Source organism: Paenibacillus sp. FSL H7-0940, assembly GCF_037979415.1.
Classification (GTDB): Bacteria; Bacillota; Bacilli; order Paenibacillales; family Paenibacillaceae; genus Paenibacillus; species Paenibacillus amylolyticus.
Genome location: NZ_CP150280.1, coordinates 871,653 through 893,862 on the forward strand (window position 1 = coordinate 871,653; position 22,210 = coordinate 893,862).

At 45.0% G+C, this 22,210-nt stretch carries 28 protein-coding genes and 1 tRNA gene; 23 read left to right on the top strand and 6 right to left on the bottom strand.

Annotated elements, in window-relative coordinates:
* Positions 1-210: 210 nt before the first annotated feature.
* The 4 genes from ung to MHB71_RS03690 all read left to right on the top strand — a co-directional run bounded on the left by ung (position 211) and on the right by MHB71_RS03690 (position 2,391).
* A complete protein-coding gene (ung, locus tag MHB71_RS03675) occupies positions 211-879 on the top strand; it encodes a uracil-DNA glycosylase (protein ID WP_047843722.1) in 669 nt (222 codons plus the stop codon).
* 19 nt (positions 880-898) lie between these two features.
* Positions 899-1,318 carry a hypothetical protein gene (locus MHB71_RS03680; RefSeq protein WP_017687369.1) on the top strand — a complete coding sequence of 140 codons (420 nt, stop codon included), beginning with the start codon at positions 899-901 and terminating at the stop codon, positions 1,316-1,318.
* A 239-nt stretch (positions 1,319-1,557) separates the two neighbouring features.
* Positions 1,558-2,142: a TIGR00730 family Rossman fold protein gene (locus MHB71_RS03685; protein WP_017687370.1), complete on the top strand. Its 585-nt coding sequence runs from the start codon at positions 1,558-1,560 to the stop codon at positions 2,140-2,142.
* A gap of 120 nt (positions 2,143-2,262) precedes the next feature.
* The gene (locus MHB71_RS03690) at positions 2,263-2,391 is read left to right on the top strand and encodes a hypothetical protein (RefSeq protein ID WP_255319930.1); all 129 of its coding nucleotides are present in this window, start codon (positions 2,263-2,265) and stop codon (positions 2,389-2,391) included.
* Between the two features lie 216 nt (positions 2,392-2,607).
* Here MHB71_RS03690 and MHB71_RS03695 read toward each other — a convergent pair whose 3' ends face one another.
* A complete protein-coding gene (locus tag MHB71_RS03695; protein WP_036614763.1) occupies positions 2,608-2,874 on the bottom strand; it encodes a hypothetical protein in 267 nt (88 codons plus the stop codon).
* Between the two features lie 231 nt (positions 2,875-3,105).
* On the opposite strand from MHB71_RS03695, the gene MHB71_RS03700 reads away from it, so the two are divergent.
* The 9 genes from MHB71_RS03700 (at position 3,106) to MHB71_RS03740 (ending at position 11,164) form a co-directional block, all read left to right on the top strand.
* On the top strand, positions 3,106-3,843 hold the full coding sequence (locus MHB71_RS03700; protein WP_076250811.1) for a glycerophosphodiester phosphodiesterase: 738 nt from the start codon (positions 3,106-3,108) through the stop codon (positions 3,841-3,843).
* A 272-nt stretch (positions 3,844-4,115) separates the two neighbouring features.
* Positions 4,116-5,171, top strand: coding sequence for an iron ABC transporter permease (locus MHB71_RS03705; RefSeq protein WP_036614761.1), 1,056 nt, complete (start codon positions 4,116-4,118; stop codon positions 5,169-5,171).
* A gap of 2 nt (positions 5,172-5,173) precedes the next feature.
* Positions 5,174-6,205, top strand: a complete 1,032-nt coding sequence (locus MHB71_RS03710; RefSeq protein ID WP_036674863.1) for an iron ABC transporter permease — start codon at positions 5,174-5,176, stop codon at positions 6,203-6,205.
* A gap of 44 nt (positions 6,206-6,249) precedes the next feature.
* On the top strand, positions 6,250-7,965 hold the full coding sequence (locus MHB71_RS03715) for an ABC transporter ATP-binding protein (protein WP_340028859.1): 1,716 nt from the start codon (positions 6,250-6,252) through the stop codon (positions 7,963-7,965).
* A gap of 231 nt (positions 7,966-8,196) precedes the next feature.
* Positions 8,197-8,526, top strand: a complete 330-nt coding sequence (locus MHB71_RS03720; protein WP_340028860.1) for a hypothetical protein — start codon at positions 8,197-8,199, stop codon at positions 8,524-8,526.
* 121 nt (positions 8,527-8,647) lie between these two features.
* Complete coding sequence (locus MHB71_RS03725) at positions 8,648-9,118, top strand: DUF3221 domain-containing protein (protein WP_340028861.1); 471 nt, start codon at positions 8,648-8,650, stop codon at positions 9,116-9,118.
* 152 nt (positions 9,119-9,270) lie between these two features.
* Positions 9,271-10,356, top strand: coding sequence for a DUF3626 domain-containing protein (locus MHB71_RS03730; protein WP_340028862.1), 1,086 nt, complete (start codon positions 9,271-9,273; stop codon positions 10,354-10,356).
* A 191-nt stretch (positions 10,357-10,547) separates the two neighbouring features.
* Positions 10,548-10,727: a ribbon-helix-helix protein, CopG family gene (locus MHB71_RS03735; protein ID WP_076328061.1), complete on the top strand. Its 180-nt coding sequence runs from the start codon at positions 10,548-10,550 to the stop codon at positions 10,725-10,727.
* 143 nt (positions 10,728-10,870) lie between these two features.
* On the top strand, positions 10,871-11,164 hold the full coding sequence (locus MHB71_RS03740) for a DUF6809 family protein (protein ID WP_074095811.1): 294 nt from the start codon (positions 10,871-10,873) through the stop codon (positions 11,162-11,164).
* A gap of 221 nt (positions 11,165-11,385) precedes the next feature.
* Here MHB71_RS03740 and MHB71_RS03745 read toward each other — a convergent pair whose 3' ends face one another.
* Positions 11,386-12,288, bottom strand: coding sequence for a manganese catalase family protein (locus tag MHB71_RS03745; RefSeq protein ID WP_340028863.1), 903 nt, complete (start codon positions 12,286-12,288; stop codon positions 11,386-11,388).
* A gap of 261 nt (positions 12,289-12,549) precedes the next feature.
* Between MHB71_RS03745 and MHB71_RS03750 the strand changes: the two genes are divergently transcribed.
* The 4 genes from MHB71_RS03750 to MHB71_RS03765 all read left to right on the top strand — a co-directional run bounded on the left by MHB71_RS03750 (position 12,550) and on the right by MHB71_RS03765 (position 13,915).
* Positions 12,550-12,858, top strand: coding sequence for a hypothetical protein (locus MHB71_RS03750; protein ID WP_036614747.1), 309 nt, complete (start codon positions 12,550-12,552; stop codon positions 12,856-12,858).
* A gap of 56 nt (positions 12,859-12,914) precedes the next feature.
* Positions 12,915-13,235, top strand: coding sequence for a DUF3889 domain-containing protein (locus MHB71_RS03755; protein ID WP_036614744.1), 321 nt, complete (start codon positions 12,915-12,917; stop codon positions 13,233-13,235).
* 193 nt (positions 13,236-13,428) lie between these two features.
* Positions 13,429-13,650 (top strand): hypothetical protein, encoded by a 222-nt coding sequence (locus tag MHB71_RS03760; protein ID WP_017687387.1) that lies wholly within the window; start codon positions 13,429-13,431, stop codon positions 13,648-13,650.
* Positions 13,634-13,915, top strand: coding sequence for a hypothetical protein (locus MHB71_RS03765; RefSeq protein ID WP_340028864.1), 282 nt, complete (start codon positions 13,634-13,636; stop codon positions 13,913-13,915). Before MHB71_RS03760 ends, MHB71_RS03765 begins: the two co-directional genes overlap by 17 nt.
* Before the next feature lie 74 nt (positions 13,916-13,989).
* Here MHB71_RS03765 and MHB71_RS03770 read toward each other — a convergent pair whose 3' ends face one another.
* The 3 genes from MHB71_RS03770 to MHB71_RS03780 form a co-directional block, all read right to left on the bottom strand.
* Complete coding sequence (locus MHB71_RS03770) at positions 13,990-14,226, bottom strand: DUF3892 domain-containing protein (RefSeq protein WP_017687389.1); 237 nt, start codon at positions 14,224-14,226, stop codon at positions 13,990-13,992.
* Between the two features lie 112 nt (positions 14,227-14,338).
* A complete protein-coding gene (locus MHB71_RS03775; RefSeq protein WP_036614958.1) occupies positions 14,339-14,782 on the bottom strand; it encodes a GNAT family N-acetyltransferase in 444 nt (147 codons plus the stop codon).
* A 238-nt stretch (positions 14,783-15,020) separates the two neighbouring features.
* Entirely contained in the window at positions 15,021-15,278 is a 258-nt protein-coding gene (locus MHB71_RS03780; RefSeq protein ID WP_340028865.1) for a hypothetical protein, read from the bottom strand.
* 203 nt (positions 15,279-15,481) lie between these two features.
* Between MHB71_RS03780 and MHB71_RS03785 the strand changes: the two genes are divergently transcribed.
* The 5 genes from MHB71_RS03785 (at position 15,482) to MHB71_RS03805 (ending at position 20,132) form a co-directional block, all read left to right on the top strand.
* Positions 15,482-15,553 (top strand) — tRNA-Val (locus tag MHB71_RS03785).
* 239 nt (positions 15,554-15,792) lie between these two features.
* Positions 15,793-18,003, top strand: coding sequence for a M1 family metallopeptidase (locus tag MHB71_RS03790; RefSeq protein WP_340028866.1), 2,211 nt, complete (start codon positions 15,793-15,795; stop codon positions 18,001-18,003).
* A 182-nt stretch (positions 18,004-18,185) separates the two neighbouring features.
* Positions 18,186-18,461 (top strand): hypothetical protein, encoded by a 276-nt coding sequence (locus MHB71_RS03795; protein WP_340028867.1) that lies wholly within the window; start codon positions 18,186-18,188, stop codon positions 18,459-18,461.
* A complete protein-coding gene (locus tag MHB71_RS03800) occupies positions 18,445-19,443 on the top strand; it encodes a hypothetical protein (RefSeq protein WP_340028868.1) in 999 nt (332 codons plus the stop codon). The genes MHB71_RS03795 and MHB71_RS03800 overlap by 17 nt, the downstream gene beginning before the upstream one ends.
* Positions 19,444-19,445: 2 nt before the next feature.
* The gene (locus MHB71_RS03805) at positions 19,446-20,132 is read left to right on the top strand and encodes a hypothetical protein (protein WP_091028587.1); all 687 of its coding nucleotides are present in this window, start codon (positions 19,446-19,448) and stop codon (positions 20,130-20,132) included.
* A gap of 170 nt (positions 20,133-20,302) precedes the next feature.
* On the opposite strand, the gene MHB71_RS03810 is transcribed toward MHB71_RS03805, so the two are convergent.
* Positions 20,303-21,514, bottom strand: a complete 1,212-nt coding sequence (locus MHB71_RS03810) for a chromate transporter (protein ID WP_340028869.1) — start codon at positions 21,512-21,514, stop codon at positions 20,303-20,305.
* 217 nt (positions 21,515-21,731) lie between these two features.
* Between MHB71_RS03810 and MHB71_RS03815 the strand changes: the two genes are divergently transcribed.
* Entirely contained in the window at positions 21,732-22,151 is a 420-nt protein-coding gene (locus MHB71_RS03815; RefSeq protein ID WP_017687397.1) for an organic hydroperoxide resistance protein, read from the top strand.
* The last annotated feature ends 59 nt before the right edge of the window (positions 22,152-22,210 follow it).

Below are 22,210 nucleotides of genomic sequence, written 5' to 3' on the forward strand. Positions count from 1 at the left end.
GACTTTTTTGGATGAGCATACGGAATGTAGCAAGAATACGATTTTTTTTGAGGTGGACTTATACCTGATGCGCAATTCTGGTCTGCTGTCCCCGGTTATGTTAAAATGGTGGATAGTCTATGAGTTGCATGACATGCGGCTCTCAGAAGGTAGAGCCCAGTAGTTGGGCTGAACGAAACTGCATTCATCAGGGGAAAGGAGCCTATACATATGTTTGGAAACGATTGGGACAAGGTGCTTCAGGAAGAGACGGAAGCCGAATATTTTAACAAGATTCGTTACACTCTCGCCGCCGAGTACAAAACGCAGACGGTCTTTCCGCCCAAAGAAGACCTGTTCTCCGCACTGAAGCTGACGCCATATCATCAGGTTAAGGCCGTTATTATTGGACAGGACCCTTATCACGGAGCGGGACAAGCTCATGGATTAAGTTTTTCGGTTAGACCGGGGGTACGTGTACCGCCTTCTCTGAAAAATATATATAAGGAACTTCAGGCGGATCTGGACCTGCCCATTCCGAATCATGGATCTCTCGTTCATTGGGCACAGCAGGGAGTCCTGCTATTAAATGCTGTTCTAACGGTCCGTGAAGGTCAGCCGAACTCCCATCAGGCACTGGGCTGGCAGACGTTTACGGATGCTGTCATTCGTGCGTTGAATGAACGTTCAGAGCCGATGGTATATATGCTGTGGGGCAGTCATGCCCAGAAGAAAGGTGCATTTATTAACAGGGACAAGCACCTGGTACTGGAGTCTACACATCCCAGTCCGCTGGCTGCGCATCGCGGATTCCTCGGCAGTCGTCCCTTTTCCAAAGCCAATGATTTCTTGACCTCCAAAGGTATTGAACCGATCGATTGGAAGATACCTGAAAACTAGACAGATGGAGGTGAGAACATTGCGACATTGGATAGGACGAAAAGTAGCGGTATATCGTGCAACAGGCATACGGGAGCCATTAAAGGGAACACTGGTCGAGTGGGATGAAGAAGCGGAATGTGTACGGATCGGACCGAAACGGATTAAGGTATCGTTTGACAATATCGCAATGATCAGACCTCTTCCCGAAGAGAGTCTTCCCTTAAAGAAAGCACGTTCTGAAGTGCACAAGGTTGGATATGTGATGAAAAAGGCGATTCAGTTCGAAAATGCGATCTATTTCAAGTCACAGGTGATGATCTGGCGCCGGGCCAAAATTGTAGCATTATCCACGACGATTCTGCGTCATGACGAGGATCAGGTTGAACTTGCAGATGGTCGGGTTCTTCGTAAAGACAAGCATATGTTTGTTGTACGTTCACGCCGTGGCATACGTTAGTTATACGAAGATTTAATAATCATTTCATGCAAAAATCATACGGATTTAATATTTGGTCTGTATATTAGGTAATAACAACCCCTTCTAAATTGATGTGTATTGAAATGGGAGCCCGACCGGCTGCAAACGGTCGGGTATTTTTTTGTCCATTGGTTCTGTTAACCTGTTGTACGTTGTACATACCCATAACATTCATGTTATATATTATTAAAATAGATCATGAGAAGGAGTGAAACCCAATGAAACGTATAGCTGTTTTTGCAGGCTCCAATCCGGGAAATCACCCCGATTATACAGAGAAGGCTGTTCAACTGGGTAAACAGATTGCTGATAGTGGTTATGCACTGGTCTATGGTGGTTCTTGCATGGGCTTGATGGGTGCAGTAGCCGATGCTGCTCTTGAGCAAGGGGGAGAGGTCATCGGGGTTATGCCTACCGGATTGTTCCGGGGAGAGGTTGTTCATGGAGGGCTCACACAACTGATTGAAGTGGGAACCATGCATGAACGGAAGGCTACGATGGCTGAATTATCCGATGGATTCATTGCGCTTCCCGGAGGCATGGGTACATTTGAAGAACTATTCGAGGTACTGTGCTGGGCACAGATCGGCATTCATCGTAAGCCTGTTGGTTTATTAAATGTCAACGGATATTATGGACCGCTGATGAAGATGGTAGAACATAGCGTACAGGAAGGATTCTCCAACACCTCGCATCTCAGCCTATGGAGTCTGGAAGCTGATCCGGCTGAACTGATCAAACAAATGTCATCCTATATTCCTGCAGAGCTGACTCAGAAGTGGTCACAACTCAACGGGAAATGAGTGCATAAGAAGATGGGCCTGACCCCACTCGTTCCTCGGGATAATTTTCGATCTGCCCAAGCAAGTTGCGCTATCGGACATAGTCTATAGTGTACTTCGATGAAGAGGGGAGTGTCACTGATGAGCGAACTCAAAGGTACAGGTTACGGATATTGCGGAGGCTTCGGTGGTGGAGCATGGACATCAACAGGTGCAATTCTGGTATTGTTCATTCTGTTGGTTATTATCTCTCGCACATTCATTCTGTAATTCGGTCAAATCCCGGGACGGGGATCACGCTGCAGAGGCAGCGCCCGAATAAAAAATGACCTTTCCAAAGAGACGCCGGTATAAGCCGGCGTTTCAGGGGAACGGTTTTTTGACGTTTCCAGCATACGTAAATAATTGAAAAAGCAAAAACCTGCCCCTGAATAAGGTCAGAAGCAGGAGAGAGCCTCCTGAGCCATTAGCTGCGCAACAAGCAGCTTACACCACAACAGCAGTTTGATCCGGATTACTTAACGATTTCCAGGCGATATATAGCCCGATGGCGGCTGCAATTAAGGAGAGTATTGCTGCAACAATAGCCAGCTGATCCAGTGTGTTGGGTGAACTGGAGTTAAGAGAACGCTGATTAGCCGTCTTGCCGGATTTGTTTTTGATATGGACAGATGATCTGGAAAGCCTGGAAGCCGACTGTAACTGGGATGTGTGAGGACGCGTAGGTATCGATTTTTTCTTTGAGGGATTCAATAGTCAACCTCCTTATAACGGAGTTCAGTGCTTCCATCGTTCATACTATGTTATGTCGATTTTCAGATTGAGTTCGCAAAAATGAGTGAATCCCCAGCCCGTTAGATGTTGAACCCGGTCGCTAGTATTAGCGAAGCAGGTAACCCATTATACGCTCTGTTAATACAGGTCTAACAAACGGTGTTTATAGTAAGGATCATAGAGTGAAGCTTGAACACAGGAGGCGCTGGAATGAGGAACATGGAGATTATTGCCCACCGTGGTGCATCTGCCGTATGCCCGGAGAATACGATGAGCGCTTTTGAACGGAGTCTGGAGCTTGGAGCAACAGGCATTGAGACCGATGTGCAGATGACGAGTGATGGCAGACTGGTACTGATTCATGATGAGACGTTAAGTCGAACTGGCGGCGCAGAAGGTTGGGTTAAAGATACGACTTACGATCAATTGCGCACACGGGATGCCGGGTCCTGGTTCCATGCTGATTTTACCGGGGAACGTATTCCTTCTCTGGAGGAGTTATTCAAGCTGGTACAGGGGAAAGGAACCCTACTTAATCTGGAATTGAAAAATGGTATTGTGAGTTATAAAGGGATGGAAGAGAAGGTTATACAGGCGATCCGGGACTGGAATCTGGAGCAACAGGTCGTGCTGTCCAGCTTCAATCATGCTTCGCTCGTGAGATGTAAACGTCTTGCCCCGGAGATTCGTACAGCACTTCTATATATGGAAAAGCTGTATCGACCCTATGATTATGCCGCCAAACTCGAAGCTACCGGCCTTCATCCCTACAAGCTGGCAGTCACACAAGAAGATGTTGCTGCTGCACTGGCACATGGCGTTGTTACCTATCCATTTACGGTGAATGATCCTGCCGAGATGCAGGCCATGATTGATATGGGTGTGCAAGGGATCATTACCGATGTTCCGGATGTCCTGGCATCCTTACTTACGGTACATGCCCGTTAAACGAGTCTGTATTTTACATGTTCTACATATGCAATGATAAGGCTGTGTTCGAGCTTTTTGGCTCTTGCGCAGCCTTTTTGCGTGTAAAATTGTGTGCAAATATTCATATATGCAATAAACATGTCCTATTTGTCCATTGCCAGAGCCGGTGGATTCACTTACAATGGTCTATGGGAATGAGAATCAATATCATTAAAGTTCGGTATTTATAGAGAGGTGATTGTTATGTACATAGGTTTGAGCAGCTCCACTCATAACGAGGGTGGGCGCGTATGAGTTCACAAGCTTCACCAGAAAAACATAATCCGGATTCACCCACAGCGAAGATACACACTCGTCCGTGGGCAGCCACACTTATTCTTACAGGGGGAGTTTTGCTACTCGCTCTGGGTATGGCGTTGTCCATTTCATTTGGCGCTGCTGATATTAAGCTTAGTGTAGTCTGGAAGGCCATCTTTGATTTCAATCCTGAGCTGACTCCACATCAGATCATATGGGAGATTCGGTTGCCACGTATCCTTGGAGGAGCAATGGTAGGTGCGTGTTTCGCTGTAGCTGGTGCGATCATGCAGGGCATGACTCGTAACCCGCTGGCCGATTCAGGTCTGCTTGGGTTAAATGCAGGAGCTGGATTTGCACTTGCAGTTTGTTTTGCCTTCTTCCCTGGCTTGCCATTTATGTATATCATCATGTATTCCTTCCTTGGAGCAGGGCTTGGTGTCCTGTTGGTGTATGGTTTTGGTGCAGCTTCCAAATCAGGTCTTACGCCACTACGCCTTGTGCTTGCAGGTGCGGCTGTATCTGCGATGTTGTCGGCACTCAGTGAAGGGATTGCATTATATTTCAGAATTGGACAAGATTTGGCTTTCTGGACAGCTGGTGGTGTAGCCGGAACGAAGTGGTCTCAACTTGAGGTCATGTTCCCCTGGGTACTCGCGGCACTGATCGCAGGTCTTCTCATCTCCCGTTCCATTACTCTGCTTAGTCTCGGAGAAGATATTGCGGTGGGCTTGGGGCAACGTACTGGGCTGATCAAGCTCATAGGCCTGATTGTTGTACTGATTCTCGCGGGTACAGCTGTGTCCGTGGTGGGTGCGGTCGGTTTTGTTGGACTCATTATTCCCCATCTCACGCGGAAGCTGGTTGGGGTCGATTATCGCTGGATTATTCCATGTTCCGCTGTGATGGGCAGTCTGTTGCTTGTATTTGCGGATCTGGCTGCACGTATGATTAACCCGCCGTACGAGACGCCAATTGGCGCATTGGTTGCCCTCATCGGGGTACCATTCTTCCTGTATCTGGCGCGTAAAGAAAGGAGGACTCTGTAACGATGGAATCCTCAACAATAGTTGGAGCAGAGCGCAAGAAGAGAACCAAGAGTACGATTGTCCTCATTGTGCTTGCCCTATTAATTATTACGGCTTTTGTGGTGAGCATGAACACAGGTTTTACCAAGCTTTCGCCGCTTGAGGTGTTGCGAACCCTGTTTGGTGGAGGCACGGCGAAACAGGAATTGATCCTGTTTGAATTCCGTCTGCCACGTATTGTGATTTCGGTGCTGGTCGGGGCCGGACTTGCGTTATCTGGTTGTATTTTGCAGGGGGTATCTCGGAATGCGTTGGCAGATCCGGGGATCCTCGGGATTAATGCAGGTGCTGGTCTGGTCGTCATGTTATTTGTTTCCTTTTTCCCGACAACGACAGCAGCGCCGGTATTTCTTTTGCCAATTCTGGCCCTGATCGGTTCCGGTTTTGCTGCATTTCTGATCTACGTTCTCTCTTACAAAAAAGGAGAGGGCATTATGCCTACGCGTATGTTACTTACGGGGATCGGGGTAGCGGCGGGAATCAGTTCTGCCATGATCGTGCTTACGTTACGGCTTAGTCCGGAAAAGTATCAATTTGTAGCTACCTGGATGGCAGGCAGCATCTGGGGTTCGAACTGGAAATTTGTAACGGCATTGCTACCGTTTCTGATCATTCTTGTACCGCTTGTCCTGTATAAGGCGCGTGTACTGAACGTGTTGAATCTGGGTGACCAGACTGCAAGTGGACTCGGGACTCCGGTTGAGCGTGAGCGACTGATTTTGCTTGCGGCTGCTGTAGGACTTGCCGGCTCATGTGTATCTGTGAGTGGGGGGATCGGTTTTGTTGGTCTGATCGGACCGCATTTGGCACGTCGTCTGGTGGGTCCAAAACATCAATTCCTGTTACCCGCATCTGCACTGATCGGTTCATTGCTTGTACTGGTTGCAGATACGCTGGGTCGTGTCATTCTGCAGCCTTCGGAGATTCCTGCGGGGATCCTGGTTGCCATTATTGGTGCGCCATACTTCCTGTACCTCTTAAGCAAGACGAAATAAAACGTAATCATCATTGTGTGATTGCATAAGGAGGACTTCAGTCCATGCTTCGCCGTTTCTTTGCCTATTATAGGCCTTACAAAAAGCTCTTTATTCTTGACTTCAGTTGTGCGATTTTAGTCGCTCTGCTGGAGCTGGCATTTCCACTGGCAGTCAACCGGGTAGTCGATGATCTGCTGCCAGGCGGCCGCTGGGACTGGATTCTATGGGCGTGTCTGGCATTGCTGGGTATCTACTTATTGAATTCATTTTTGAACTTCGTGGTTACCTATTGGGGACACAAGCTGGGTATTAACATTGAGACGGATATGCGTAAAAGTCTGTTCAATCATGTGCAGAAGTTATCGTTCCGTTTCTTCGATAATACAAAAACAGGACACCTCGTGTCCCGTATGACTAACGATCTGATGGATATCGGTGAGATTGCCCATCATGGTCCAGAGGATGTATTTATTGCGGTGATGACACTGATTGGTGCATTTAGCATCATGATGAGCATTAACGGGAATCTGGCGGTGTTAACCTTTATCATCGTACCGCTGATTATTTATCTGTCGCTCTACTTTGGTAGCAAAATGTCCAAGGCATTCAGCCGAATGTTCGGTGATATCGCGGACTTCAACGCTCGTGTAGAGAACAATATTACAGGTATCCGTGTTGTTCAGGCTTTTGCTAATGAAGAGCATGAAAAAGCACAATTCGCTGTGAACAACGGTCGTTTCCGTCAGACCAAACTAATCGCATACAAAATCATGGCCTGGAACTCCTCTGTCAGTTATATGCTGATGAAGCTGGTATCCCTCTTTGTCCTGGTATGTGGAACGTGGTTTGTCATTCAAGGCAGTATGACCTACGGTCAGTTCATTGCATTTATTATGTTATCCAATGTGTTCTTGACACCGATCCAGAAGATCAACTCGGTTATTGAGACGTATCCAAAAGGGATTGCAGGCTTCAAACGTTATACGGAGTTGCTTGATATGGAACCGGATGTGGAAGATCGTCCAGGAGCCGTTACGGTATCCCATTTGCGTGGAGATATCCGTTATGAGCAAGTGACCTTTGGTTATTCCGATCAGGAACCTGTTCTCAAAGGTATTGATCTAAACGTACGTGCAGGCGAAACTGTAGCGCTTGTCGGTCCATCGGGGGCAGGTAAAACAACGCTATGCAGTCTGCTGCCACGGTTCTATGATGTGCTGGAAGGTCGCATCACGATCGATGGGCAGGAGATACAGGATATGACACTAGACTCCTTGCGTAGTCATATCGGAATTGTACAACAGGACGTGTTCCTCTTCGATGGAAGCATTCGGGAGAACATTGCCTATGGCAAGCTGGATGCATCCGAAGAAGAAATCTGGATGGCTGCCAGACGTGCACAGATGGAACCTTTGATTCAGTCCATGCCGGAAGGGCTGGATACGTTAATTGGTGAACGCGGCGTGAAGCTGTCCGGTGGACAGAAACAGCGTTTGTCTATTGCCCGTATGTTCCTGAAAAACCCACCAATTCTGATCCTGGATGAAGCCACATCCGCGCTGGATACAGAAACGGAAGCGGCGATTCAGCAATCCCTTGCTGAACTGTCCGAGGGCCGGACCGCACTGGTTATTGCTCACCGATTGGCTACGATCAAAAATGCAGACCGCATTATTGTCGTTGCTGAACAAGGCATTACGGAGCAGGGACGTCATGAAGAATTACTCGCAGCAGGTGGGGTATACAGCCGCCTTCACTATGCGCAGTTTGGTGCGTAACCTATTCGATGTGGATGTAACAATGTAAATACGAGAAGTAACGCCATCGTTCTTGACTTGGAAGGAGTCAGGACGGTGGCGTTTTTTTCTTTTTCATGATTAGGGTGTGAGTCTGAGGTGCAACGTTGTTGTCTGCCTGTGATCATGATATGGAAACGGGTAATATAGTAAAGAGAACACTTAACGTGTAAGATATGTTCATCATCTTGCAAGATATAGGAGGTACACGATATGCAGTTGAACGATATGCTGAAAATTCTTATAACCTGTCTATTATTTATTCTGATTTGGTGGCTACTGACTCAAGGGATTCGCAAAATTTCCAGTACTCGTGCGGGGTCCGGTTTACAACGCTGGGGTGGATGGTCCATTGGACTTTTCGTTGTTGGCGCCGTGCCACTCGGTTTTTCGCTATACACAGAGATCTTTGATAAGCGCCTGGATGCCAACATCGGGTTGGGGCTTGCCATGTTTTTTGTATGGGCTTATTGTGTGATCTTGTTGTGTACGGCGTTGGTGGTATGGGGAAGGTACGTGTATAAAAGGGATATGAAGAAGTGAATATTTGGGTTGATCATGCTGAGCCCGTCAGGAAGTTAAGGGTGAGCTAACTGTATTTGTAACAATAAACTGATATGGAACGTTAAATTTAGAAAGAGGTGTTATTAAAGGGGATTTACATATGTCCTATCTTCGTCAAGTCTTTATGTTGCTCTCAACCCTAATCGTATGCCTTACCGGATGTTCAGAACAGATCGAGTGCAACTCCGTGCAGACTCAAGCCGATGTACCAAGTGAAGATGGATTCACTGGTTATGTGGTTGATCGTAAAGACAATTCCATTCTTGTGGTTGATCCCGCATATGAGGATTTCAGTGCGAACGGAGGAGGAAGTCGGTATTATCCGGCAAAATGGTTCTCCAATGCGCCTGATCCGCAGATCGGCTCCTATGTTGAAGTCTGGACGGATGGAGGCCCGGAAAATGAACCCTATCCCGGGCAGGCCAGAGCAGAAAAGATAGCGGTATCTTGTCCAGTGGCTCCGGATGGTGCGCATATGACGGATGCCGATGCGATGACAGCTAATGAAGGGCAAGCCGTGCATGTGACCGTGAAGGACGAGGAGCAAGTGGGGAAGCAGGGCGGAGAATGAGGGGTTCATAGCTTTATGATATGATTCAAATTGAAAGAAATGATGTGGATTAGATTCATTGCAAGCTATCATGATTTTTGAACCGCCTGTAAGTTCTCTTACTGTCCATCATGTATTATGATTCTATAAAAAGGGAAAGGACTCCTCTGCCCATGGAACTATCAAGGTCTCAGCAATTAGCTCAAGAGCATGTAACCAATTATGCAAGAAGCCGCAAAAATGAGGCGGAGCAAACCATTAGAGAAATCCTTCGTATGTCCAACATCGAGCTGAAGACATTTGAAAAATCTATCAATAAACTAAAATCTCATGCAAGTATTGCGCTACACTTTCACCCAGATCGATTAGATCCGACCATGATAAGCGTGGCTGAAGCACTACTTGAGCAGGGAGTTTATAAAAGTCAGTTTGAGACTTTCTTATCAAATGGAAGTGTCTCCGCATTTTCAGGCGGTGAACGTGACGTTTGGGAGAATAAAATGTTTGGCGGAGCGTACCAAATAAATGGCTCAACCAATAGCGAACGACCCAAGTATGGGGCACTCAATGTCATGTTACATCCTGATGGACCTGCTCCGCGTTTTGGATCATGTTATTTTATTTTATCCGCTGAGGTCTCTCATCGTTGCACGTATACATATTTGGACTCTCACCAAGACCCCGAGGAAAAGGGAACGTATGAGGAGTTTGACCTTATTTTGGCTGCTCTCATGAGGGACGCATTCAATAGTGGTTTTGCCATTGGTGAAAGAAATCTAACGGTTCAAAAGTTAATCAACCATATGCTCTTCAATCTTGAGAAACCATTCCAAGATCCATCAAACCAAGAGCCAAACCGAAATCTGGACCATTATATCGAAGCTCAGGTCCATGGTGACATTTCACTTAAAGAAGACGTCAAGATGCTTGTTGCCGACCCATCATTTAAAGGCACACATACAGGACGAATCTTAGAGCAGATATGTTTAAAGTATTCAATTGATCTCCACTGGCACATGGGCTTTACACTATTAGTTGATGACGTTCCTATGGATTTTCGAGGTCCTTCGATGCCTTCACTAGCCAAAAGAATTGCAAAAAGTGATTTGATTGATGCAAATATCATTGGTTCTGCAGCTATGGATTTGAAACGAAACTCAAGCCATTGGAGCGATAGAGGAACCTACACAGAAGTTCTACAAGAGTTAAAATTACTCTGGCATGTCTTAGTGAGATATGGAAAGCCAATGGAAGAGTGAAATAGTACTCTAACGACCTTGAGTGTCTAGCCGTTCAAGGTTGTTTTTTATCATTCAAACGGATTACAGACTATACATTTTATCTATGAATCTGCTGTCACAAAAACGAACGTATGTTTTACAAGTGAATTGACTTTTTGTGCCAACAACAACTATACTATTATTGTTGGCACAAAAAGTGAGGTGAAGCAATGTCCGCCAAGAAGATGGGACGTCCGCTATCTGACAATCCCAAAAGCGAAACGATCAAAATTCGTGTTGATCAGGAAATTATGAACAAGCTCGATATTTCGGCTGAGAAGCTGAATACGAATCGATCAGACATCGTTCGCAAAGGGATTGAGAAGATTTACGACGAACTCCAAAAATAAAAAAGGAAGCAGCGCTAGTCCCACGAAGAACACGCTGCTTCCTATCCCGCAATCACTTGTTGAATGAGCGACTGCATAAATATCCTACCATGTGCAGAACGTTCATTCAAGTGAGGTGCGAATTGATATACAGGAGGATGCACATGAATTCGATATTAGAGGCATTATATAATGGACGACTTCGACCGGATGAGATGATGATGCCGACACATCCTGAATACCAAGCGTTAGGACGGCAGATTGCAGCTCTGACAGAGCAGTGGAAGAATCGATTGAGCGAGGAAGAATTCCGTGAGCTTGAACAGTTATTTGACTTGTGTGGCAGATGTGAGGGCATGCATACGGAAGCAGCGTTTGCACAAGGTTTTCGTCTGGGTGCCAACATGCTAATTGAAGTCATGAGTCAGCGGGAGGAATCGGTGTTGGAGTTTAACTAAGTTTAACGATGTGAGCAGAGATCCGGTTTACTTTTACAGCTAAATTCTCAGGAAATGACGTGCATACAAAATACTTATTTTGCATCATAAAATGGTATCAAAAATTGATTATAACAAAGCCCTCAAATCCACTCTGCATTCAGCAGCAGGGTTCGAGGGCTTCACTTAAACATAGAGTTAACAATATATATAGGGAAAGAAATTGTTAAACAAATTGTTCCTTAATCAGCAATATTCCCAGCCATTTTCAGACGACGTGAAATTTCCTTAAAGTCTTCTTGTGAGATACCCGGTGCAAATTCTTCCTCGACCGCAGGAGCTTCTGGGATCGGGAATCCTTCAGGTATCCCCTGGATGACTTCAAGAGGTTGTCCATCTTCGGGATGAGTTCCTTTCCAGATCTGGCCGATCGTATTGAAATCTTTATCACTGTAGGTATACAGCTTAGTGTGTACCCCTTTTTCTTCATATTTGCGAGCCTCGTTGAAGGCTTTGTTGTTCAGTGAAGGGATAGGAACCAGCTTGGTCACATTTACGCCAGTTGCAATCTCAAGTGCTTTTGCATATGCGACAACATGCACGCCGCCACGTACCAGCAGGAAACCAACCACTTCCCGGGCTGCCGGGTGATCCGTCATCTCATATACTTTCATTTTATGGGTACGAGCGCCACATTCAAGGAAGAAGTTATGCAGCAGATCCTCGACCAGGTTACCACTGTTGAAGACGTTTGCTCCCGTCCACGGATTACCCATAGAGTCAAAAGGCATTGCGCCTTGTGCACCTGCCAGGTAGTGATACGACAGACGAGCATCTTTCACGGAACCTAGCGGTGTATCGTCGGGTTCTTTGTACTCGGTTGAACCTCGGAGGCATTTGTTAATGCCATGAGACACGAGTTCAACATGACCCAATTCTTCGGCCGTAATGCTCATGACGAGGTCATAGAAGGGCTTCAGCTTTTCTTTGGATCGAAAATTAAATGATTGATAGAGGTAGTTGTTCAACGTTGACATTTCTCCGAATTTGCCGCCGAGTAATTCTTGTATAGCTGCCGCAGCATTCGGATCTGGCTTCTCGACATTGGGAATCTCAATCAGGATTTCATCCAAGCGTTTGAACATTCGGGTGTAACCTCCTCAAATTAGTATTGCAGATCGTGTAGGGTTTCAGATCGTGGAGTCACTCTGTCATGGCCTATTACACGTCTATTGGGTTTTTTAAACAAAAAATCAACCAAATGGGACTTAAGCATCGCATAACGCATGCCCCAACTCTTCTCCCATTTGTTATTTCCAATACGGTCAAATTTATGTATAATCAAACATTCAAACGAGTCTTCACGTACAAGAGAAGAGAGTCATGAATCCATAAAGGAGTAAGAGATGAACAAGCGTTGGATACAAATAGTTGGGATTGTGATGTTTCTAATGATTCAGATGTACATAAGCAGCGAGCCTGCCACAGCATATGTCGTTACGAATGAGGTTCAGGTGGATGAAGAAACACGGCAGTTACTTGAAAAGAAATACGGGTTGGATCGTCCTGAGGAGCCGAAGACACAACAACACTTTTTCTCGGGTGACTGGGGAATGAGTTTCCGGACGGAGCCTCCTGATTCGTTTGACCGACTTGTTCATGTGGTTCCTTTTTCCCTACGGCCACTGGCCTGGATCTTTCGTTTATTCGTGTAAAATGAAACCCGGACGGGCAATATAACAGAAACATATTGTCCCAAGGAGTGAGTGAAATGAGAATGCTCATCGTTACCGTCATGTCGGTAGTTCTGAGTTTAGCCGGAATTACATCAGGCACAGGCGCCGCCATCCCTGATTATGCGAAGTGGGGAATTATTGCGGTCAAAGAAACACAGACCAAGTATAATGTGGATATTTTGGACTATAAGCATATCGGTCGCACCTCTCTAACAGCAGATCAATCACGGGAACAGTTCAAGCTATGGGTTCGTGCGAAAGACGGCAAACAATTCGCAGTCTATGTAAATGTTGATTTTAATCCATCTACACAGCAATTAAAGAAAGTACAATTTTCCGAATCGGATCGACACTGATCCGCTGGACTTGGTCATTACAAGCCATGTTTTCATATTAGCTATACTATGGGTTGAACCAGACTGCCTTAATCATTAAGGTGAAAGTCTGGTTTTTTTTATTTTACAAAATCCTTTTTTTACTATTGAATAAAGAACTTATGTTCGCATATAATATAAAATACAAACAAACGTTCTTATCGGAGGGATGATTATGCTAGGGAAATATATTGGCCAGATGGTGGAGCTTGTCTACATGGATCGTGCAGGGCAGATTACGCAGCGACAGATTCGAATTAACAGTGTACGTGGTGGGATGATTAGAGCATCAGCGGGAAAAGAAGGCTCACCCCGAACATTTCTGGAGCAAGGTATTCTGGCATGGCGTCCTGTTACCGATCTGAATGGGGAGGTAAAGTATGCTGAACGACTTTGAACGCAAGATTTTGCGTATTATGGTGAATTATGCAGGACAACGGCGCAGGCTGCCACGTATGGATGAACTGGAGAACAAGACGGGACGAAGCAGAGCTTACATTCATGAGTCTTTGCTGGAGCTTGAACGCACCGGGCACATCGCGTGGGAGAACCGGTCTAGTCTTGAAGGGATACAGATTTTGCAGGCATGGGAACAGGCACAACAGCCGATTCGCAAAAGCCAACCTTCCGGTGATTCCGTAAAATATTTTACGGACTATTAATTCTAATAAGAAAACGCCAACCCGGATATCCGGATCGGCGCTTACTGTGTCACACATACGACATGTGCATCTATTTAGAAATGGGGAAGTTGGTCCAGGTTGTTGGTTGGGTCACCGTCGGCATCGCCGCGAATGTACATTTCGCCATCCTTGCCTTTAAATACATTCACACCGGCAATAGCGCCAGCCTTTACTTCTGCAAGTGCCTGCTGATAATCCAGTACACGTCCTGCTGAAGTCTGAAAAGCTGTCAGGTCACCGTCACCATTTTTCTGTACGGCTGTGAAACTCTCGCGTGTTGTTTGATCCATGATGTCACACTCTCCTTATATGACGAGATAGGAATCTGCTTACCTGATTAGCCTATCCGAATTCATCGGAAGTATGCACCATATGCTGATAAGACCAGCCAACGTCGAGGTATTACAGGCTCTTTCTCATACGAACATGGAGAATATCTGCATCATAAAAAGGTTCTTCCGAAATCACTTCATAACCCAGTTTTTCATAGAATTTCTGTGCCTGACATTGCGCATCCAGTACAGAATAGGATAAGCCGAGTTCACGTGCCAGCTCCTCCATCGCGAGCAGAAGCACACGTCCATAACCGAATGAACGATGAGACTCAAGCACCGCAATCCGCTGCATTTTGGCCGTATCCTTGCTGTAATAGATCAGACGTCCTGTGGCTACAGCTTGGCCATCCGTACTTAACAATACATGATGCACATCGGGACTGATGACATCATATTGATCAATCTCAATCTCGGCAGGCACCTGTTGCTCGATCACAAAAACGTGATGGCGAATTCCCAGGGCTTGCTCCAGTTGTTCTTCTGTCGATACATAACTAATCTCAGCTGCCAATTCCATTCCTTCTTTCTGCTCTTGCGCGACATATCAGACTGAATTATACAAAAAAATGTTTTTCCTGTATAGTGAAGTCTGGAACATATTGGGAGAGGAGGGGGTAGTGATGGGCATGACAGGCATCATGGTAATTACATTGCTAATGTCGGTGGGAATGATTACTCTGTTGTATTACGTTACGAAGAAAGCATACTCACGCAAGTGGGATGAAGACGAGTAATTCACCTGTTAACCTTCACGGCAAGACTTCACTGCTTCCTCGCGGAGAATACACATCTTGAATTACAGATTTGGAGTATACGTCCAGCCAGACCGGCAGAGACTCACTATTTTCATTGGGCTGTTGTAATTGTTGGAATTGTACCGTATGTTCATCCTTCTCCAAGCCGCAACCCGTAACGTTTGTACTGAGAATCACAAGCCCAGCAAAGAGAAAGAAGCATTTGGTAAATGTATATTTATTGGATTTTGACCGTTTTGTTAAGTTTCTCATAGGGAATTCACCTCGTGTTGAAATGGTAATCTTTCCTTTATTGTGCACCATTTCGGGTGAATTATAACCAAATAAATCATTGACAATGAACACGGTTACTTGATATGATACTGTTACTTGATTGGGAAACAATTATATATCATGATCTGTTAGCTCAGCTAAAGATAGTAGTATGACCGTAATGGATACATCTTAATTATTACAGGGCGATAGCTCAGCGGGAGAGCATTATCTTGACAGGGTAAGGGTCGTGGGTTCGATCCCCACTCGTCCTATATGTAAAATTAAAGGCAACTTCTTTTGAGAATTATATCTCAAGAGGAGTTGTTTTTTTATATAATAATATGGCTACCTCCAATAATATGTGTAGGTGGTTTTTGTTGATAATAATTTTAATGGCACAGTTCCTCTTCCTCTTTTTAAACAAAACTTAAATAAAACATAAATTCAGCGTAAGGTTCGTCTTCTATACTTGGTTCTGAGGTCAACATAGAACAGGAGAAGGAGAGAACTTATGAATTATTCAAACCCATTTACATCAAAGTTAGCCAGAGTAGGGATCGCGGGTACACTGGCTTTAATACTGGCAACAAGCCCACTTGCCAACATGGGGGTTGTTGCCGCGGAAGCAGGCCCAGCACCTGTATCTACGAAGATATATAACACACCTAAAGACTCTTTAGAGCAGACGCCGATTCAATACCAGATTCAGGCTCGATTAAATGAGAAGGACATGACGATCCAGGGGAGCGAGAAGGTAACGTATCACAACACAAGCAAGGACGCACTCCAGCAGCTGGTCCTTCATACATATGCTGATGCAAACCTCTCCAAGTCGACACAGGCGAGCATGTACCAACAGCATAATGAAAAGATTAGTAAAGATCACCCTGAGAAGACAGCGGAGGACTTTCTGGGTGGCATCGATATTCAGGCTGTAACCGCAAATAGCCAATCGCTGGATTTCCATAAGGAAAACCAAGCGTTGACCGTGCAGTTGAAGAAGCCCGTACAACCAGGCGAATCGGTATCATTCCAACTGGAGTTTCAGTTGAATATACCCTATGGCTCACAGCGAGTTTCCTACTACAAGGACATGATCAATGGTGCACACTGGTTCCCGGTGATGTCTGTATACGACGAGGTTGAGCATCAATGGAACAAGGCACCGTATAGTCAAACATTTGAGAGTGATTATTACACCTCATCGGACTTTGAAGTTCAATTCAATGTTCCTGATGAGTATCAGGTAGCCATGCCGGGTACGATCACCACTCAAAACAGTACAGAACATGGTCGTAAAGTTGTTTCTGCTGTGGCCCAGAACACAAGGGAGTTTGTATTCTTTGCTAGCCCAAACCTTCAAGTGGAGAGTGTTACCCGTAACGGTCTGACGGTGGAATACTATTATTACAACGATGATCCATCCAAGAAAAAGATAGTTGACCGCTACATTAATCAGGCATTCAAGGTCATCGATTTCTATAGTGAGAAATATGGCAAGTATCCCTATCCAGAGTTCCGAATTGTCGAGACGTATGTACAAGGCGTTGCCGTGGAGTACGCGAGGCTCATCCAGATGGGACAGATTCAAAATGGTGCTATTCCAGAAGAAGACACAACATTTGTTCATGAAATAGCGCATCAGTGGTTCCATGCATTGATCGGTAATAACTCGGAGACAGAATCCTTCCTGGATGAAGGATTTGCCGATTTCTCCATGGTGTATTTTGCCGAGAAACAGGGAGACAAGCTAAATGGGTTCAGATCCATACAGTTTGATACTGCGCCCGTAGATATGGCGATTGCATCAACAAACGATGAAGCTGGGGATTTGGCAAGTTTGGTATATTATCAGAAGGGGCGACAAGCGATCTATCAGCTTTACCGTTCCGTCGGTGAAGAGAAATTTGACGAGTTGATGAGGACATATTTCAAACGCTACGTGTACCAAAATGCAACGGTAGAGGGGCTGCTTCAAACCATTGAAGATGTGCTTGGTAAAGAAATACGTTCAGAAATGCAGATGGCCCTATATCAGCCTGATTTTGTCTTAAAGCCGGAATACCAATTATCACAGGAAGAGACCGCCGCCTATGTGCATGATGTCTTACAAGTGCAATATCAGGCTGTCATGGGTATGATCCCCAATCTGCCATATGAAGTGATGAATCGATTGATGGACAAAGTCCTTCAAGGCGAGGAATTAACCATTGTGCTCAGCGATCAGGTGAGTAAGCTTGCAACTAAACAGCAGGAAGATATGGTTAATCAGTTGACCGGATTCCTTGATATGACTGGTATGAAATACGACATTATAAGGGATCGCAAGGAATTGAAGCAAAAGATGAAAAAAAAGATCGGCAACAGCAACCTTATTGTCATTGGCAATGCCAAGTCAAACGGATTGGTGCAGGCTTTAAAACTTAACATTATTGATCGAACGAAACAGACGGGGTTTCCTTGGAAGAATACCATGAATCAATCTCTCGCCGCGGGTGCATATGTTATCAAACATCCCTATAACCAGAATCGATTGATGCTTCATTATTTCTGGAATGAGGATCATCTGAGTGATGAGGCATTTGAAGCTTTTAAGCTGAAAATACAGGAGTCTATCGGATTCACTAACGATTTTTACCAGTACTATGTATTGGATAACCAAGGCAAGGAGAAATCCGATAAAAAAGTTGCGAATCCCATATCTTCACTTTTTGCGGAGTAATAAGGAATTGGTTTTGCAGTTTCTTCGTTCAAACAGGTTAGCCAATTTGTATTGGTTAGCCTGTTTGTGTTTTATATGAAAACCAGACTTAGAATAATAGGCTACAAGATGGGCATAATGCTTTAACACAAAGGCAACTTCATGAATATACTTATCGGGAGAAAACAATAGGAGGGATTAATATGAAGGATCAACATTATCCGGGCGTACCAATGAAAGGGACAGTTGCTGATTACAACTGTAAAGGAAATAAAGGAATGAACAAAATGAAAGCGTATTCATATAATGCTAGAATTTGTCCTATCCTTTGTGTTACTCAGGAGCCGGTTGCGAATGAGGGTAATGTTGTTGATTTATCAATCCTATTAAAGGACACTTCGGATGTTTTATATTCGCGACCGGTAAATGGTAATACCCTGCTCACGAAGGAGTTGAGTTTCCATGTCTATGACCGATAATATTGCTCAGGAAGCACTCGACGCAGCGATGAAGGCAAGCAGGGCCGTTGCTCCTTATGATTATTGCGATGCAGAAACCAGACGGATGTACACGCCTCAATTTGATAAAAAAATGGACAATCCTATGTATACCGCTGCAATGGCGGGTCTTCAATCGATCTATTGGTTTCGGGCGATCAAGGTAAAGGGGCTTATCCCTGATGCAAAAGCAGATTATTATGCTACGTATTCTACCAACCATAATCACATCGGAGGAATTGGACTAGCCTACTCGAACAGCCCGACAGGACCATGGACCAAACACGGACAGGTGTATCTCGATACTGTGGTTGGGAATTCGACGGAAACTCCATTTGTGATCTGGAACGATGAAGAACAATTGTTCTTTATGTATTATCAACAAAACGGACTGGGGATCAATCAATCGACGGCACTTGCGACCTCTGTAGACATGATTAACTGGACAAGAGTGGGTTTGATTTTGGACAAACCTCCCGGGTTCCCAGGTGATGGTCATACCGGTTACTTCTCGTGTTTCAGAAATGGCGGCAAATGGATCGGTTTCTCTGTGATGGGCGGTGGTGACTTTGGTCGTAAATGTATCTGGCATTCACATGACGGACGTAGCTGGTTAGCTGATCCAAGACCATTAATGGGTGGTAATGATGCAACTTTAACAGCGGGAGAAAACATTTCGAGATCCAATGCTGGTGTATTTATGTACAAAGGGAGCATGTGGTGGCTGGGCATGTTATCGGCTTATGCTTCCGGTGGAGTTACGACTGTAGCTCGACCTGCCATTGCTAAGATCAGCGCAGACTTTCGTCAACTGCTGGACAAACCTACAGATATATATTTTCCAGCATTGACTTGGGAAACGACCAACATGCAATCCTTGATGGTGTCCGTTATGGACGGTGTAGTGTACGTGTATTACAATACCGATCATAATATCGGTGTAGCCTATTCGGTGGGGGTGTAGAGATGGTTATACGTGATGCAGCGGGTCAGATCGTGCCCTTTGGAAAGGTTCACAAACAGCTTGTGGCCGATTTTCTTTACGGAACGTTACCGGATTGGGTGGAGGTGGTGGGGACACCTACGTTTGAGCCTTTGCCCGACAGAGGAACCATAACAGTTACAACACCGACAACGGCAGGAGCCACGGCAGAGTTGAAAATGAAACATCTGATTGATAGCTCGAAAGTAACAGCAATTGCAATAACTTTGGAAGCGCTACAATTAAACGGGAACATTGGAATTTCAGTTCAGGTTGGCATTAAATCGAAGGATAGCAAGGCCGGAATCACATTTTTTCAAAACGTAAATCAGAAGTATGGCATGGTCCGTGCCTATAAAGCAGATGGAACCTACACGGATTTTAATCAAAACATGGTGTTCTTCACCACACATGGCGTAGCAGGAGATGAAGCACAGAACCGTAAGAATCTCACTGTGTTGCTCTGTACCGGATTACAGTTCTCAGCTGGACTCGAGAGACCGTCCGTATGGCTTGGTGCGGATGATCAGTATGGCGGTGTTGCGGCTGACCTTAGCGGTGGGTTGTTCCAACATGGAGAACTGCAATGTCTTTTGAAACTGACTACAAGTAAGGCCGAGGCCAAGTATTTCAAATGTGCACAGATGAAAGTGGATATCTGGAGTAATTAATCAAACTGGGAAGACGTCGGAAGATGAACAAGGTGCATGAATTGAAGAGGAATGACAAAGAGAAAAAATAGATTATCTGCATGGATAGGTGAAAAGATATACTTGAGGTAATTGGGTACCTAAACACAGACACTTTGACAAAGAAGTGCAGTGTTTGGGTACCTTTTTATTTAGAGTAGGTTCATGATTGTACCGCCTGTTGCACCAGCAGCGACAACGATCCACGGTGGTACTTTCCAAAAAACGAGCATTAGAAACAACATACATACCAGTGCAAAATCAACAGGAGTTAGGATCGCAGTTGTCCAAAGCGGATCGTACAACGAAGCCAACAAAATACCTACAACGGCTGCATTAATTCCGATTAATGCTCCTTGAATTTTCGAACTTTTACATAAAGAATTCCAGAAGGGCAATGCTCCTACGATCAGAAGGAACGCTGGCAAAAAGATAGCAATCGTTGCAACCAAAGCACCCGCAACCCCACGCATCATTGCTCCTAAATAACTGGCAAAGGTGAACAATGGTCCTGGTACAGCTTGTGTTGCTCCATATCCCGCCAAAAAGTCGGACTTGTTAATCAGACCAGTAGGGACGAATTCACGTTCCAGTAACGGAAGTACAACATGCCCTCCACCAAATACAAGTGATCCTGAACGGTAGAAGCTATCAAAGAATAACAGCCATCCCGAACGATCAAAGGGTGTGAGTACCGGGAGAAGAATCTGGATGCCAAAGAACGTAGCCAAACAGACTATTGCCAGGTTACGACTCACCGGAACAGACAAGTCTGCTGTCTTAATACCTGTCATTTTTCTGAAATGGATCATGCCTACTATGCCTGCAATAACAATAAAAAGGATTGGAGTGAACGCATTCTGCCATACAAGAGTCGCCACTGCAGTAAAGATAGCAATGGTTGCCCTGTCACGGTCAGAAGTTAGTTTTTGCCCCATGCCCAATATCGCTTGAGCGACAATTGCTACAGCAACAATCTTAAGGCCGTGAATCCAGCTAGTACTGCTGATATCAAATCCTTGCAGAAGGAAAGCGAACAAAACTAACGCAATGACAGAAGGAAGTGTGAAACCAAGCCAAGCCATCAGTCCCCCCAGCAAACCGCCGCGGATGATGCCAACTCCAATCCCGACTTGACTGCTGGCTGGCCCGGGCAAAAATTGACATAGCGCAACTAAATCTGCATAGCTTCGTTCATCCATCCATTTTCTACGGCGAACATATTCTTCATGAAAGTAACCAAGATGAGCGATCGGTCCTCCAAATGAAGTCAAGCCGAGTTTGGTTGATACAGCGAACACCTCAGAAAGTGCTCTGGCTTTATGTTTGGGCTTGTCCGGGGTTAGAAATGAATTATTCTCCAAACGTGTTATTCCTCCTTAACGGTTCGATGCAGGTTATCCAATAACTACATTATAATCCTCCTCATCGCTATTCATTTAAACGCAGCATTAAACTATATTATTTTTATAATAACTATTTACATACACAATTTAATTGTGTACAATGTAATTGTTGATGATACAAATAAGATCAAAGTTTAGGCAAAATAAATCTAATTAACTAAAGGAGTTTTCACAAATGAAAACATTATATGAAACAACAGTAATTAATACAGGCGGACGTCAAGGCATCGTACAATCCCCAGATAACGTGTTTATGTTGGATGTTGCTGCACCGCCTGAACTCGGAGGACAAGTGACGACAGCTACCAATCCGGAGCAGTTGTTTGCAGCAGGGTATAGTGCTTGTTTTAACTCCGCACTGGAGTTTCAATTGAAGAAACACAAAGTTGAGATTGAAAGAAGTACCGTAGCTGCAACCGTAATGTTGGTGACGGACTCTGAGGATAACGGCGTGAAGCTTCAAGTAGATTTGGAAGTTAAAATCCTTGGTCTAGATGAAGAAACAGCACAGAAGTTTGTGAAACTTGCCCATGACTACTGCCCATATTCCAAAGGAATCAAAGGGAACGTGAATGTTAACGTGGAACTGGCGTAATCACTGATACTATTTGTTGATAAGAAGCCTCCGAGAAATCGGAGGTTTTTTGGTGTTTT

What these genes read in the sequence shown, in the direction of transcription:
- MHB71_RS03770 (WP_017687389.1), bottom strand. Translation starts at nt 14,226, where the DNA reads ATGGATCAAACAACACGCGAGAGTTTCACAGCCGTACAGAAAAATGGT.
- ung (WP_047843722.1), top strand. Translation starts at nt 211, where the DNA reads ATGTTTGGAAACGATTGGGACAAGGTGCTTCAGGAAGAGACGGAAGCC.
- MHB71_RS03815 (WP_017687397.1), top strand. Translation starts at nt 21,732, where the DNA reads ATGAAAACATTATATGAAACAACAGTAATTAATACAGGCGGACGTCAA.
- MHB71_RS03795 (WP_340028867.1), top strand. Translation starts at nt 18,186, where the DNA reads ATGAAGGATCAACATTATCCGGGCGTACCAATGAAAGGGACAGTTGCT.
- MHB71_RS03710 (WP_036674863.1), top strand. Translation starts at nt 5,174, where the DNA reads ATGGAATCCTCAACAATAGTTGGAGCAGAGCGCAAGAAGAGAACCAAG.
- MHB71_RS03800 (WP_340028868.1), top strand. Translation starts at nt 18,445, where the DNA reads ATGTCTATGACCGATAATATTGCTCAGGAAGCACTCGACGCAGCGATG.
- MHB71_RS03755 (WP_036614744.1), top strand. Translation starts at nt 12,915, where the DNA reads ATGAGAATGCTCATCGTTACCGTCATGTCGGTAGTTCTGAGTTTAGCC.
- MHB71_RS03790 (WP_340028866.1), top strand. Translation starts at nt 15,793, where the DNA reads ATGAATTATTCAAACCCATTTACATCAAAGTTAGCCAGAGTAGGGATC.
- MHB71_RS03760 (WP_017687387.1), top strand. Translation starts at nt 13,429, where the DNA reads ATGCTAGGGAAATATATTGGCCAGATGGTGGAGCTTGTCTACATGGAT.
- MHB71_RS03720 (WP_340028860.1), top strand. Translation starts at nt 8,197, where the DNA reads ATGCAGTTGAACGATATGCTGAAAATTCTTATAACCTGTCTATTATTT.
- MHB71_RS03730 (WP_340028862.1), top strand. Translation starts at nt 9,271, where the DNA reads ATGGAACTATCAAGGTCTCAGCAATTAGCTCAAGAGCATGTAACCAAT.
- MHB71_RS03685 (WP_017687370.1), top strand. Translation starts at nt 1,558, where the DNA reads ATGAAACGTATAGCTGTTTTTGCAGGCTCCAATCCGGGAAATCACCCC.
- MHB71_RS03805 (WP_091028587.1), top strand. Translation starts at nt 19,446, where the DNA reads ATGGTTATACGTGATGCAGCGGGTCAGATCGTGCCCTTTGGAAAGGTT.
- MHB71_RS03735 (WP_076328061.1), top strand. Translation starts at nt 10,548, where the DNA reads ATGTCCGCCAAGAAGATGGGACGTCCGCTATCTGACAATCCCAAAAGC.
- MHB71_RS03750 (WP_036614747.1), top strand. Translation starts at nt 12,550, where the DNA reads ATGAACAAGCGTTGGATACAAATAGTTGGGATTGTGATGTTTCTAATG.
- MHB71_RS03780 (WP_340028865.1), bottom strand. Translation starts at nt 15,278, where the DNA reads ATGAGAAACTTAACAAAACGGTCAAAATCCAATAAATATACATTTACC.
- MHB71_RS03700 (WP_076250811.1), top strand. Translation starts at nt 3,106, where the DNA reads ATGAGGAACATGGAGATTATTGCCCACCGTGGTGCATCTGCCGTATGC.
- MHB71_RS03725 (WP_340028861.1), top strand. Translation starts at nt 8,648, where the DNA reads ATGTCCTATCTTCGTCAAGTCTTTATGTTGCTCTCAACCCTAATCGTA.
- MHB71_RS03715 (WP_340028859.1), top strand. Translation starts at nt 6,250, where the DNA reads ATGCTTCGCCGTTTCTTTGCCTATTATAGGCCTTACAAAAAGCTCTTT.
- MHB71_RS03765 (WP_340028864.1), top strand. Translation starts at nt 13,634, where the DNA reads ATGCTGAACGACTTTGAACGCAAGATTTTGCGTATTATGGTGAATTAT.
- MHB71_RS03690 (WP_255319930.1), top strand. Translation starts at nt 2,263, where the DNA reads ATGAGCGAACTCAAAGGTACAGGTTACGGATATTGCGGAGGCTTCGGT.
- MHB71_RS03705 (WP_036614761.1), top strand. Translation starts at nt 4,116, where the DNA reads ATGAGTTCACAAGCTTCACCAGAAAAACATAATCCGGATTCACCCACA.
- MHB71_RS03740 (WP_074095811.1), top strand. Translation starts at nt 10,871, where the DNA reads ATGAATTCGATATTAGAGGCATTATATAATGGACGACTTCGACCGGAT.
- MHB71_RS03745 (WP_340028863.1), bottom strand. Translation starts at nt 12,288, where the DNA reads ATGTTCAAACGCTTGGATGAAATCCTGATTGAGATTCCCAATGTCGAG.